This window comes from Paraburkholderia fungorum (assembly GCF_046027215.1).
Classification (GTDB): Bacteria; Pseudomonadota; Gammaproteobacteria; order Burkholderiales; family Burkholderiaceae; genus Paraburkholderia; species Paraburkholderia fungorum_D.
The window spans coordinates 3,372,602-3,386,378 of the sequence record NZ_JAQQEN010000001.1 but is presented as its reverse complement, the minus strand read 5'-3'; the positions used below and the strand labels follow the sequence as shown (position 1 = coordinate 3,386,378).

The window sequence follows — 13,777 nt, the reverse complement described above, 5'->3', positions numbered from 1 at the left end:
CTGCAGGACAGTTCCGCATGCTGCCCACTATGTGCCCATGGCGCCGAAATTGGCGCTGCCACGGCCCGCTACGCTATTTCTGTGGTAGTGAATCGTTATGGCAGGGGTCTGCGGACTGGATTAGAATGCTTTCGTGGTGCCGCAAGGCAAATGTAGGCGCCCGTCTAAGTGAAGGAGTGGTGCTTTGAACAACAATATGTTTTCGAAAGCAGCAGTGTGGCTGGTTATCGCACTGGTGCTGTTTACGGTGTTCAAGCAGTTCGACAAGCCCCGTGTCCAGGAAGGCGTTTCCTATTCGCAGTTCATGGACGACGCGAAGAACGGCAAAGTCAAGACTGTCATCGTTCAGGGGCGGAACCTCACGGTCACTCCAGCAGACGGCCAGAAGTACCAGATCGTGTCGCCCGGCGACATCTGGATGGTCGGCGATCTGATGAAGTATGGCGTTCAGGTGAGCGGCAAGGCTGATGACGAACCGAATGCGCTGGTGTCCGCGCTGTACTACCTCGGACCGACGATCCTGATCATCGGCTTCTGGTTCTACATGATGCGACAGATGCAGGGGGGCGGGAAAGGCGGTGCGTTCTCGTTCGGTAAATCCCGTGCACGTCTGATCGACGAAAACAACAACGCAATCAATTTCACCGACGTCGCTGGGTGCGACGAAGCCAAGGAAGAAGTCTCCGAACTGGTCGATTTCCTGCGAGATCCGCAGAAATTCCAGAAGCTGGGCGGTCGCATTCCGCGCGGCGTGTTGCTGGTCGGGCCGCCGGGAACGGGTAAGACGCTGCTGGCGCGTGCGATCGCCGGTGAAGCGAAGGTGCCGTTCTTCAGCATTTCGGGTTCTGACTTCGTCGAAATGTTCGTTGGCGTCGGCGCGGCGCGTGTGCGCGACATGTTCGAGCAGGCCAAGAAGCATGCACCGTGTATCGTGTTCATCGACGAAATCGATGCCGTTGGCCGCCATCGTGGCGCCGGCATGGGTGGTGGTAACGACGAACGTGAACAGACCTTGAACCAGATGCTGGTCGAGATGGACGGGTTCGAAGCGAACTCGGGCGTGATCGTGATCGCTGCAACGAACCGATCGGACGTGCTCGATAAGGCGCTGCTGCGTCCGGGCCGTTTCGACCGTCAGGTGTATGTCGGCTTGCCGGATATCCGTGGCCGCGAGCACATCATGAAGGTTCACCTGCGCAAGGTGCCGATTTCGAACGACGTCGACGCGGCGGTGATCGCACGCGGCACGCCGGGCTTTTCGGGCGCCGATCTGGCGAACCTTGTGAACGAAGCTGCATTGTTCGCGGCTCGCCGTGGCAAGCGCATCGTCGAAATGAACGATTTCGAAGACGCGAAGGACAAGATCTTCATGGGTCCGGAGCGCAAGTCGGCCGTGATCCGCGAAGAATCGAAGCGCGCGACGGCGTACCACGAGTCGGGCCATGCGGTGATCGCCAAGCTGTTGCCGAAGGCCGATCCGGTGCACAAGGTGACGATCATTCCGCGCGGCCGTGCGTTGGGTGTGACGTGGCAGTTGCCGGAGCATGACAACGAAACGTATTCGAAAGACTACCTGCTCGATCGTCTGGCGATCCTGTTTGGCGGCCGTGTCGCGGAAGAGCTGTTCCTGAACCTGATCAGCACCGGCGCATCGGACGACTTCAACAAGGCAACGGCTACGGCTCGCGCCATGGTAGCTCGCTTCGGTATGACCGATGCGCTCGGCCCGATGGTCTACGTCGACGACGAAAACGACGCAACGCCGTTTGGTCGCGGCTTCACGCGCACGATTTCGGAAGCGACGCAGCAGAAGGTCGATGCGGAAATCCGCCGTGTGCTGGACGAGCAGTACAACCTCGCGAAGCGCCTGCTGGACGAGAACCGCGACAAGGTCGAAGCGATGACCGCCGCGCTGATGGAGTGGGAGACGATCGACGCCGATCAGATCAACGACATCATGGCAGGCCGTCCGCCGCGTTCGCCGAAGAGCTCGCCGCCGTCGGCAAGCGACGCCTCGTCGGGCGGCAGCCCGGGCACCGAGGTCAAGCCAGGCAGCGCGACCGCGCCGGCCTGATAGGCGACCAGTAGAATGTGCGGGCCGGTGTGTTTCACACCGGCCCGTTTTGCATTTTTTTATGTGAATAACCGCTACGTGCCGACAGTCGAATTCCCTTCGTTTCTTATTCCAGAGCCGCTGCAGTGCGGACGCTTCAAGCTGAGTTTTGAACGCCCGTTGGTCATGGGCATCCTGAACATCACGCCCGACTCTTTCTCCGACGGCGGCAAATACACCGTGCGCGACGACGCCCTGCGTCAGGCCGAGCGTATGCTGCTCGACGGCGCCGACATCATTGATATCGGCGGCGAGTCGACCCGTCCGGGCGCCCCTCCGGTGCCGCTCGACGAAGAACTGGCGCGCGTGATCCCCCTAATCGAGCAACTGCGCGGCGCGAACGTGCCGTTGTCGATCGATACGTACAAGCCAGAGGTCATGCTCCACGCGTTGAGCGCAGGCGCCGACCTGGTCAACGACATCTGGGGCTTCCGGATGCCCGGCGCCATTGACGCAGTGCGCGACTCGGATTGCGGTTTATGTGTGATGCATATGCTTGGCGAGCCGCAGACCATGCAACTCGGCGAGCCCGCCTATGGTGATGTGGTGAGCGAGGTGCGGCGCTTTCTCGATGAGCGGGTGTCGACTCTGCAGCAAGCCGGTATTGTGAAGGCGCGCATCAGCGTCGATCCGGGATTTGGCTTCGGCAAGGCGGTGATCGAACATAATTACGCGTTGCTCGCGCATCTGCGGGATACCGCGCCGCGCGCCGCACAGCCGTTCCCGATTCTTGCGGGCATGTCGCGCAAGTCGATGGTGGGCGCGGTGGTCGGACGACCGGCGCCGGAACGGGTGGCGGGCAGCATCGCTGCCGCAGTGTGCGCGGCCGAACGAGGCGCTGCGATTCTGCGCGTGCACGATGTTGCACAGACAGTGGATGCATTGAAAGTGTGGGGCGCCGTGCGAGAGTCGGCGAATGTCAGCCGCGCGGGCGGCTGAACCCAAAAGCCAAGGAGGAAGATAAAAGATGGCACGTCGTTATTTTGGTACAGACGGGATTCGGGGCAAGGTCGGTGAAGGGCCCATTACGCCGGAATTTGTGTTGCGGCTCGGCTATGCGGCTGGCAAGGTGCTCGCGGGCGCGGACCGCTGGGCGAAGACGGGCACACGGCCCACGGTGCTGATCGGTAAAGACACGCGGGTGTCGGGCTATATGCTCGAAGCCGCGCTCGAATCGGGCTTTTCCGCGGCGGGCGTCGACGTAATGCTGGCCGGCCCGATGCCGACCCCGGGCATCGCCTATCTGACCCGTGCGCTGCGCCTTGCCGCGGGCGTGGTGATCAGCGCGTCGCACAACCCGTATTACGACAACGGCATCAAGTTTTTCTCCGCCGACGGCAACAAGCTGCCGGATGAGGTGGAAGCACAGATCGAACAGCAACTCGATCTGCCGCTCGCGTGCGCGGCATCCGAGCAACTCGGCAAGGCGCGGCGTCTGGACGACGCGGCCGGCCGCTATATCGAGTTCTGCAAAAGCACGTTCCCCGCCGCGTTTGACCTGCGTGGCCTGAAACTCGTCGTCGATTGCGCGCACGGCGCCGCGTACGACGTCGCGCCGCTGGTATTCCACGAACTCGGCGCCGACGTGATTCCGATCGGCGTCGCGCCGAACGGCTTCAACATCAACGACGGCGTCGGCGCCACCGCGCCGGACGCGCTGGTGCGCGCGGTGCGCGCGAACCATGCGGACCTCGGCATCGCGCTGGACGGCGACGCTGACCGTCTGCAGGTCGTGGACGCGGCAGGCCGCCTGTATAACGGCGACGAATTGCTGTACGTGCTGGTCAAGGATCGGGTCGCTACCGAGGGCAAGGTGGAGGGGGCGGTCGGCACCTTGATGACCAACATGGCGGTCGAAGTCGCGCTGCGGGAAGCCGGCGTGAAGTTCGTCCGCGCGGCGGTGGGTGACCGCTACGTGCTGGAGCAATTGCGCGAGCATGGCTGGCAGCTGGGTGCCGAAGGCTCCGGCCATATTCTCTCGCTTGACCGCCATTCCACTGGCGACGGCATTGTATCGGCGCTGCTGGTGCTCGCGGCAATGAAGCGCAGCGACAAGACGCTCGCGGACCTGCTCGAAGGCGTCACGTTGTTTCCGCAAAAGCTGATCAATGTGCGCATGAAGCCTGGCGCCGACTGGAAGAGCAGCGACCTGATCCGTCGCGCGATTGCTCAGGCCGAGGACGCGTTGAGCGGCCGCGGCCGCGTGCTGATCCGCGCGTCCGGCACGGAGCCGGTGCTGCGCGTCATGGTCGAGGCGCCGAATGTCGAAGACGCGATTCACCACGCCGAAACGATTGCTGGCGCGGTGAAGGAGGCTACGGCCTAAAGCCGGACCACCCCGAAACGGCGGCCGAGGGACAACGCACTCCGTTCGTTCCTCGCCGCCTGCCGCATCTTCCCCGCCGTACGCCTTTCGTCGTACGCAAACGTTCGCTCCCTTCTTTTTTCGCCTAATCTGCAAAGTGATGACACGCCCGTCGTGGAATCGCACCTTCCTGCTGTCCTGACGCCTTTCATCTTCGTAATCTATTTGTCACATCCGTTTCACGGTCAGTCACGTTACTGTCATAAAGAGACCCTAAGCTTCGCGGTGTTCGTGTTATCCGCTTATACCGCTCACACCTTGGAGGTCTCATGAAATTGATGCAAACCGTGTTCGCTGGCGTCGCTGGCGCGCTTTTCGCGATCGCAGCGCAAGCCGCAGACATCACCGGCGCGGGCAGCACCTTCGCAGCACCGATTTACACGAAGTGGGCCGACGCCTATCAGAAGTCCGGCGGTGGCAAGGTGAACTACCAGGGTATCGGTTCGTCGGGTGGCGTGAAGCAGATCGTCGCGAAGACGGTTGATTTCGCTGGCTCGGACGCTCCGCTGAAGGACGACGAACTCGCCAAGGAAGGCCTGTTCCAGTTCCCGACGGTAGTCGGCGGCGTGGTGCCGGTCGTCAACGTGCCGGGCGTGAAGCCGGCTGAACTGACGCTGTCGGGCGAAGTGCTCGGCGACATCTACCTGGGCAAGATCAAGAAGTGGAACGATCCGGCGATCGTTGCGCTGAACCCGAAGATCAAGCTGCCGGATACCGACATCGCCGTGGTTCGCCGCGCCGACGGTTCGGGCACCAGCTTCATCTGGACGAACTACCTGTCGAAGGTCAACGCGGACTGGAAGTCGAAGGTGGGTGAAGGTTCGACGGTCAACTGGCCGACGGGCACGGGCGGCAAGGGCAACGACGGCGTCGCGGCTTTCGTGCAACGTCTGCCGGGCGCGATCGGCTACGTGGAATGGGCGTACGCGAAGCAGAACCACATGACGTACGTTGCGCTGAAGAACTCGTCGGGCGCCGTGGTCGAGCCGAAGACGGACACCTTCAAGGCAGCGGCAGCGGGCGCGGACTGGTCGAAGTCGTTCTACCAGATCCTGACGAACGAGCCGGGCAAGAACGCATGGCCGATCGTCGGCGCGACGTTTGTGCTGCTGCACACGACGCAGGACAAGGCGCCGCAAGGCACCGAAACGCTGAAGTTCTTCGACTGGGCGTTCAAGAACGGCACGCAAGCCGCGAACGATCTGGACTACATCTCGCTGCCGGAGTCGGTTGTGTCGGAAATCCGCACGCAGTGGAAGTCGAAGGTGAAGGATGCTGCGGGCAAGGCTATCGCTGATTAAGCGCTGACTAAGCGTTGCTTTAGAAGCTGCATCACGTAACACGCTGGCTGTCCTCATGTGAGGACGGCCAGCGGCATTACCGGCCGCACGACAAGTGTCATACGGCAACTGGAAACAGGTCCATCAGGCTCTCATGTCCGATATCCATTTAGCGTCTGGCGCGAGCCGGTCGACGCCACCCGGCAGCGCGGCGCAACAGAAAGCGCCCAGCCGCGCCGGTGACGTCATCTTTGGCGGCCTCGCTCGCCTCGCCGCTGTCATTACGCTGCTGCTGCTCGGCGGCATCATCGTTTCGCTGATCGTCGCGTCCATGCCGTCGATCAAAGAATTCGGTCTCAGCTTCCTGTGGACCTCCGAGTGGGATCCACCTAGCAAGCACTTCGGTGCACTGGTGCCGATTTACGGCACGATCGCCACGTCGATCATTGCGCTCATCATCGCGGTGCCGGTCAGCTTCGGCATCGCGCTTTTCCTGACCGAACTCGCGCCCGCGTGGCTGCGCCGGCCGCTCGGCATTGCGATCGAACTGCTCGCCGCGATTCCGTCGATCGTCTACGGCATGTGGGGTCTGCTGGTGTTCGCGCCGATCTTCGCGACGTGGTTCGAAAAGCCGCTCGGCACGCTGCTGGGCGGCATTCCTGTCGTCGGCGCGCTGTTCCAGGGGGCGCCGATCGGTATCGGCATCCTGTGCGCGGGCGTGATTCTCGCGATCATGATCATCCCGTACATCGCTTCAGTGATGCGCGACGTGTTCGAAGTCACGCCGGTCCTGCTGAAGGAGTCGGCATACGGCATCGGCTGCACGACGTGGGAAGTCATGTGGAAGATCGTGCTGCCCTTCACCAAGAGCGGCGTGATCGGCGGCGTGATGCTCGGCCTCGGCCGCGCGCTGGGCGAAACCATGGCCGTTACGTTCGTGATCGGTAACACGAATCTGCTCGATAACGTCTCGCTGTTCTCGCCGGGCAACAGCATTACCTCGGCGCTCGCCAACGAATTCGCTGAAGCGGATCCGGGCCTGCACACATCGGCGCTGATGGAACTCGGCCTGATCCTGTTTGTGATTACCTTCATCGTGCTGGCGATTTCGAAGATCATGCTGCTTCGCCTCGAAAAAGGGGAGGGCGCGAAATGAGCCAGCCGACCTTGAATATGCCGGGTTCGAACGACGCCGCCGCGCTCGAAGCGATGCGTGTGCGTCTGCAAGGACGCCGCCGCATGAAGAATGCAGTCGCGCTGACGATGTCGCTGGCGGCCATGGCCTTCGGCCTGCTGTGGCTCGTGTGGATTCTCTATACGACGCTGCATCTGGGTATCGGCGGCCTGTCGGTCGAGTTGTTCACGCAATCGACGCCGCCGCCGAACACCGATGGCGGCGGTCTCGCCAACGCGATTGTCGGCAGCCTGATGCTGGTTGCGCTCGCAACGTTCGTTGGCACGCCAATCGGCATTCTCGCCGGCGTGTATCTGGCCGAGTATGGGCAGAAAGGCTGGCTCGCGAGCCTCACGCGGTTTATCAACGACATCCTGCTGTCAGCGCCGTCGATCGTTGTCGGTCTGTTCGTCTATGCGCTGGTGGTGGCGAAGATGGGCCACTTCAGCGGCTGGGCAGGCGTGTTCGCGCTCGCATTGCTGCAGATTCCGATCGTGATCCGCACCACCGAAAACATGCTGAAGCTGGTGCCGAACGCGCTGCGTGAAGCGGCTTTCGCACTCGGCACGCCGAAGTGGAAGATGGTGCTGTCGATCACGTTGAAGGCGTCGATCGCGGGCATTATCACCGGCGTCCTACTCGGCGTCGCGCGGATTGCCGGCGAAACTGCGCCGCTCCTGTTCACGGCGTTGTCGAATCAATTCTTCTCGATGGACATGAACCAGCCGGTTGCGAACCTGCCGGTCACGATCTACAAGTTCGCGATGAGCCCGTTTGCGCAGTGGCAATCGCTCGCGTGGGCCGGTGTCTTCCTGATCACGCTCGCGGTGCTGGGATTGAATATCCTCGCGCGCACGATCTTTTCGAATAAGTAAGGGCGGAGTGTAATCCGATGAATATGGCAGAAACTCAACTCAATCCGACCGTGCGTCCGACGGCGCCCGCCGGTTTCGATCCCGCCCAAAGTGGCCAGGCGCAAGCCCCGTCGCGTCCGAAGATCGAAATCAACGATCTGAACTTCTTCTATGGCAAGTATCACGCGCTGAAGAACATCAATCTGCGGATTCCCGAAGGCAAGGTGACTGCGTTCATCGGACCGTCGGGTTGCGGCAAATCTACCTTGCTGCGCACGCTCAACAAGATGTACGCGCTCTATCCGGAGCAGCGCGCCGAAGGCGAGATCCTGATGGACGGCGAAAACCTGCTGACGTCCAAGCGCGATATTTCGCTGCTGCGCGCCCGTATCGGCATGGTGTTCCAGAAGCCGACGCCATTTCCGATGTCGATCTACGACAACATCGCGTTCGGCGTGAAGATGTTCGAAACGCTGCCGCGCTCGGAAATGGACGACCGAGTGGAATGGGCGCTGACCAAGGCTGCGTTGTGGAACGAAGTGAAGGACAAGCTGGGCCAGAGCGGCTACGGTTTGTCGGGCGGCCAGCAGCAGCGCCTGTGCATCGCGCGCGGCATTGCGATCCGTCCGGAAGTGCTGTTACTCGACGAACCGTGCTCCGCACTCGACCCGATTTCGACGGGCCGTATCGAAGAACTGATCGCTGAACTGAAGAGCGATTACACGGTGGTGATCGTGACCCACAACATGCAACAGGCGGCGCGCTGTTCGGACTACACTGCCTATATGTACCTCGGCGAATTGATCGAATTTGGGGACACCGAAAAGATCTTCATCAAGCCGGTCCGCAAGGAAACCGAGGATTACATCACCGGCCGCTTCGGCTAAGCCGACAAGCACATAAGGGAGTACGACATGTCCGACAAACACCTGTCCAGTCAGTTCGACGCCGACCTGAACCTGGTTTCCTCAAAGGTGCTCGAAATGGGCGGCCTCGTTGAATCGCAGATCGTCCATGCGATGCAGGCGCTCAATGAATTCGATCTCGACATCGCCGAGCAGGTGATCGCCGCAGAAGCTCGCCTGAACCAGATGGAAGTCGAGATCGACGAGGAGTGCAGCAACATCATCGCGCGCCGTCAGCCGGCCGCGCGTGACCTGCGCCTTCTGATCGCGATCTCGAAGACCATCACGAATCTGGAACGCGCCGGCGACGAAGCCGAAAAAATCGCCAAGCGCACCAAGCGCCTGATGGAAGACGGTGCCTCGCGCACCATCAATATCGCCGAAATCAAATTGTCGGGCGAAATGGCGGTGTCGATTCTGCGCCGCGCGCTGGACGCGTTTGCGCGTCTGGACACGGTGGCGGCCGCGCAGATTGTGCGCGACGACAAGGCGATCGATGAGGAATTCCGCGCGTTCGTTCGTAAGCTGATCTCGTACATGACGGAAGATCCGCGTTCGATTTCGGTGGGCCTCGATTTTCTGTTTATCGCCAAGGCAATCGAACGGATCGGCGACCACGCGAAAAACATCGCCGAATTCATCATCTACATCGTCAAGGGCACCGACGTGCGGCACAAATCGCGCGACGCGCTCGAACGCGAAGCGCTCAGTTAATCCAGAGATAAGGACCAGAGGTGCCGATGCCCAGCAGCATTCTCGTCATTGAAGATGAGCCCGCCATTTCCGAACTGATTTCGGTCAATCTTCAACACGCCGGACACTGCCCGATTCGCGCGTATAACGCGGAGCAGGCGCAGAACCTGATCAGCGACGTGCTGCCCGACCTCGTCCTGCTTGACTGGATGTTGCCGGGCAAATCAGGCATTGCATTCGCCCGCGATCTGCGCAACAACGAGCGCACCAGGCATATTCCGATCATCATGCTGACCGCGCGTGGCGACGAACAGGACAAGGTGCTCGGCCTCGAGATCGGTGCGGACGACTACGTCACCAAGCCGTTTTCGCCGAAAGAACTGATGGCGCGTATCAAGGCGGTGTTGCGCCGCCGCGCGCCGCAGTTGACCGAAGACCTGGTCGCGATCAACGGTCTGAAGCTCGATCCGGCCACGCATCGCGTCGCCGCGCATGCGGAAGGCAGCGAGATCAAGCTCGATCTCGGTCCGACCGAATTCCGTCTGCTGCACTTCTTCATGACGCATCCGGAACGCGTGCACAGCCGTACGCAGTTGCTGGACCAGGTGTGGGGCGATCACGTGTTTGTCGAAGAGCGCACGGTGGACGTGCACATCAAGCGTCTGCGCGCAGCGCTCAAGCCGGCGGGCTGCGATGCTATGATTGAGACGGTGCGCGGCAGCGGTTACCGGCTTGCGAAGAGCGCCTAGTCAGCTGGCTGGATACGGTAACACTGCGCGTACACCAGATACGTCACGCAGGTGACGCTGGTGGCGCCAGGTGCCGCGAGGGCGGGTCTTGGCGCGTACGTTTTTCTCTTCGATCGCTAGAACATGAACATCATCTGGGCGCGCTCCGTCGTGTCGGTCGTGCTGCTAGCTGTTCTGTGCGGAGTGGTCGGCGCACTCGTGAACATCAAGGCAGGACTGATCCTCGCGATCGTCTTGCTGCTCGCGCAGAGCCTCATCAGCACCTTCCACAAGCAACGGTTGTGGCGTCTGCTCGACGCGCCAGTGTATGGCGAAGTGCCGAGCGCGCCGGGCATCTGGGGCGAAATCTATTACCGTTTGCATAAGCTCGCGAAGCGCTGGCATGCGCAGGTGCGCCAGGTCGAGCAACAGCATTCGCGTTTCATTCAGGCCATTCAGGCCTCGCCGAACGGCGTCGCCATGCTCGACGATCACGATCAGATCGAGTGGTGCAACGCCATCTCCGAACTTCATTTCGGGCTCGACGCCAAACGCGATCTGCGTCAGCACATCACGCATCTGGTGCGTCAGCCTGAATTCGTCCGCTATCTGAATTCGCACCGGTACCAGGAAATGCTGATCATGCGCGGCATGGGCGAAAAGCGCCAGAACGTGCTCTCGGTGCAGGTGTTTCCGTACGGCGAAAATCGCAAGCTGGTGCTCTCGCAGGACATCACCGAACTCGAACGCACGGACGCGATGCGACGCGATTTCGTCGCCAACGTTTCGCACGAACTAAAAACCCCGCTCACCGTGCTCTCCGGTTTTCTGGAGACGATGCGCGAGCTGCCGTTGAGCGAAACCGAACGCACGCGCTATCTCGAGTTGATGGAGCAGCAGGCCTCGCGCATGCGCCACATTGTGAGCGACTTGCTGGTGCTGGCGAAGCTCGAGGGCGACAACAAGCCGCCAAGCGATCAGATGATCGATATGCGCGCAGTATTGCGGCATCTGCAGGACGATGCACAGAGCCTGTCGAGCGACCATCACAAGATCGTGTTCGACACGGACGAAGGGTTGACGGTGACGGGCGTCGAAACGGAAATTCTCAGCGCATTCGGCAACCTCGTGACCAACGCCATCCGCTATACACCGGACGGCGGCGCGATACGCGTGAGCTGGCATTCCAGCGGTGGTCACGCGGTGTTTTCGGTCACCGATAGCGGTCTGGGCATTCCGGCAGCGGATATTCCACGTCTGACCGAGCGCTTCTATCGCGTTGATCGCAGCCGCTCGCGCGATACCGGCGGCACGGGGCTAGGATTGGCGATCGTCAAGCACGTGCTGCAACGGCACGATGCGCAACTCGACGTGAAGAGCGAAGTGGGGCGCGGCAGCACGTTCACTGTGCGCTTCCCGGCGTATCGCACCGCGCGCCGGCAACCCGCACCGGTTTGAGCATGTCAGGCTGAAAAAAAGCCCGTCTTGTGAATGGCGGGCTTTTTTATAAGCTTCGTTCGCGAGGCCGCTCGCCTCACGAACAGAATTTCCCGAGCAGGCTCATCTGCGCATTGCGCGACGACTTGCCCGGCCGCCGCCGGCGATAGTGGCCGTCGCTTTGCATCAGCCATGCGGACTGGTTGTCGCCGAGAAACGCCGAGAGGCCTTCGGCAATCACCCGCCGCTTCAGGCGACGGTTGTTGATCGGGAACGCCACTTCGACGCGGCGGAAGAAATTGCGGTCCATCCAGTCGGCACTCGACAGATACACCTGCTCCTTGCCGGCGTCGTAGAAGTAGAAGATACGATGGTGTTCGAGAAAGCGCCCGACGATCGAACGCACCGTAATGTTCTCCGACAGGCCCGGCACGCCCGGCTGCAACGAACACACGCCACGCACGATCAGATCGATCTTGACGCCTGCCTGCGATGCTTCGTACAACTCGGCAATCACGGTGGGCTCGAGCAGTGCGTTCATCTTCGCGACGATGCGCGCCTTCTTGCCGGCGCGCGCATGCTCGGCTTCAGCGCGAATCGCTTCGACCAGCTTGGGATGCAGTGTGAAAGGCGATTGCCACAACTCATGCAGCCTCAATTCGCCACCGATGCCGGTCAACTGCTGGAAGACGTGATGCACGTCTTCGCAGATTTTCTGGTCGGCCGTCATCAGGGCGAAGTCGGTGTAAAGCCGTGCGGTGCGCGGGTGATAGTTACCGGTGCCCAGGTGAACATAGCGCTTCAACGAGGTCTTGCCACCGGCCGACACGCGCCGCACGATCAGCATCATCTTCGCGTGGCACTTGTGGCCCACCACGCCGTACACGACGTGCGCGCCTACCGCTTCGAGCTGCGAGGCCCAGTTGATGTTGGTTTCCTCGTCGAAACGCGCCAGCAGTTCGACCACCACCGTGACTTCCTTGCCGTTGCGCGCGGCCTGCATCAACGCATCCATCAGCGGCGAATCGGTGCCGGTGCGATAGATGGTCTGCTTGATGGCCACGACGTTCGGATCCTTGGCGGCCTGCAACAGTAATTCGAGCACCGGCTGAAAGCTCTCATACGGATGATGCAGCAGCACGTCGCCCTGATCGAGCACGTCGAACAGGCTGGTGCTGTTGGTGATCTGCGGCGGAATCGCTGGGATGTGCGGCACGAACTTCAGATCAGGCCGGTCGACCATCTCCGGCAATTGCATCAGTCGCACCAGATTCACGGGGCCGTCGGCGTAGTAGCAGTCTTTCTCCGACAGACTGCTTTCATCGAGCAGGCGCCGTACGACATGCGCGGGCGTCTCCGCCGACACTTCGAGCCGCACCGCATTGCCCAGATGCCGCGCCGGCAGTTCGCCCTGCAGGGCGACGCGCAGATTGGTGATTTCGTCTTCGTCGACGAACAGTTCGCTATTGCGTGTGATGCGGAACTGGTTGCAACTGCGCACCACCAGATTCGGAAACAGCTCGCCGACAAAGTGTTGCAGCAGCGAGCTGAGCAGCAAGAAGCCATGCGGATAGCCCGACAACGCCTGCGGCATGCGCACAAGGCGCGGCAGCGCGCGCGGCGCCTGCACGATGCCCATCATTGCCTGACGGCCGAATGCGTCCTTGCCTTCCAGTTCGACGACGAAGTTCAGACTCTTGTTCAGCACGCGGGGAAACGGGTGGGCCGGATCGAGGCCGATCGGTGTAAGCACCGGCAGCAGTTCGTCGAAGAAGTAGTTGCGCGCCCATTCCGTTTGCGCCTCGTTCCACCCTTCGGTGCCGTGAAAATAGATGCCTTCTGCTTCAAGTGCGGTGAGCACCGTGTCGTGCAACATGGCGTACTGGCGATGCACGAGCTTCTGCGCGCGTTCGACCACGAGGTCGTACACGTGCTGCAACGACATGCCGTCCGGCGAGAGCGCGCCCGGGTTGTCGCGCATCTGCTCCTGCAGTCCGGCCATACGGACTTCGAAGAATTCGTCGAGGTTACTGCTGGTGATGCAGATGAAACGCAGGCGTTCAAGCAACGGGACGGCCGGGTCGGCGGCTTGCGCCAACACACGCTCGTTGAAACCCAGAATGCCCAGCTCGCGATTCAAAAGGGGGTAGCGGATGGACATCGGCAGCGAGAATGGAATGTCAGGAAGAGATGCATGAAGACGCTCGGAAATTCTCACAGTATGATGA

General features: G+C 61.3%; 11 protein-coding genes. 10 read left to right on the top strand and 1 reads right to left on the bottom strand.

The annotated features are described in order from the left end of the window. Positions 1-184: 184 nt before the first annotated feature. From ftsH to phoR, 10 genes are all read left to right on the top strand, one after another. Positions 185-2,074, top strand: coding sequence for an ATP-dependent zinc metalloprotease FtsH (gene ftsH, locus PQR27_RS15015; RefSeq protein WP_408524394.1), 1,890 nt, complete (start codon positions 185-187; stop codon positions 2,072-2,074). Between the two features lie 78 nt (positions 2,075-2,152). Then, entirely contained in the window at positions 2,153-3,052 is a 900-nt protein-coding gene (gene folP, locus PQR27_RS15010; RefSeq protein ID WP_408525497.1) for a dihydropteroate synthase, read from the top strand. 28 nt (positions 3,053-3,080) lie between these two features. Next, positions 3,081-4,439 carry a phosphoglucosamine mutase gene (glmM, locus tag PQR27_RS15005; protein WP_408524393.1) on the top strand — a complete coding sequence of 453 codons (1,359 nt, stop codon included), beginning with the start codon at positions 3,081-3,083 and terminating at the stop codon, positions 4,437-4,439. Positions 4,440-4,747: 308 nt separating this feature from the next. Continuing rightward, entirely contained in the window at positions 4,748-5,779 is a 1,032-nt protein-coding gene (gene pstS, locus PQR27_RS15000; RefSeq protein WP_408524392.1) for a phosphate ABC transporter substrate-binding protein PstS, read from the top strand. A 133-nt stretch (positions 5,780-5,912) separates the two neighbouring features. After that, on the top strand, positions 5,913-6,914 hold the full coding sequence (gene pstC / locus PQR27_RS14995) for a phosphate ABC transporter permease PstC (RefSeq protein ID WP_408524391.1): 1,002 nt from the start codon (positions 5,913-5,915) through the stop codon (positions 6,912-6,914). After that, positions 6,911-7,807 (top strand): phosphate ABC transporter permease PstA, encoded by an 897-nt coding sequence (gene pstA / locus PQR27_RS14990; RefSeq protein WP_408524390.1) that lies wholly within the window; start codon positions 6,911-6,913, stop codon positions 7,805-7,807. The genes pstC and pstA overlap by 4 nt, the downstream gene beginning before the upstream one ends. A gap of 17 nt (positions 7,808-7,824) precedes the next feature. Beyond that, entirely contained in the window at positions 7,825-8,673 is an 849-nt protein-coding gene (gene pstB, locus PQR27_RS14985; RefSeq protein WP_408267660.1) for a phosphate ABC transporter ATP-binding protein PstB, read from the top strand. A gap of 27 nt (positions 8,674-8,700) precedes the next feature. Next, the gene (gene phoU / locus PQR27_RS14980; protein ID WP_408524389.1) at positions 8,701-9,405 is read left to right on the top strand and encodes a phosphate signaling complex protein PhoU; all 705 of its coding nucleotides are present in this window, start codon (positions 8,701-8,703) and stop codon (positions 9,403-9,405) included. 26 nt (positions 9,406-9,431) lie between these two features. Next, positions 9,432-10,133, top strand: a complete 702-nt coding sequence (gene phoB / locus PQR27_RS14975; RefSeq protein ID WP_179733302.1) for a phosphate regulon transcriptional regulator PhoB — start codon at positions 9,432-9,434, stop codon at positions 10,131-10,133. A 123-nt stretch (positions 10,134-10,256) separates the two neighbouring features. Continuing rightward, positions 10,257-11,570 carry a phosphate regulon sensor histidine kinase PhoR gene (phoR, locus tag PQR27_RS14970; RefSeq protein WP_408524388.1) on the top strand — a complete coding sequence of 438 codons (1,314 nt, stop codon included), beginning with the start codon at positions 10,257-10,259 and terminating at the stop codon, positions 11,568-11,570. Positions 11,571-11,646: 76 nt separating this feature from the next. Here phoR and ppk1 read toward each other — a convergent pair whose 3' ends face one another. Then, on the bottom strand, positions 11,647-13,710 hold the full coding sequence (gene ppk1, locus PQR27_RS14965) for a polyphosphate kinase 1 (protein WP_408524387.1): 2,064 nt from the start codon (positions 13,708-13,710) through the stop codon (positions 11,647-11,649). Between the last annotated feature and the right edge of the window lie 67 nt (positions 13,711-13,777).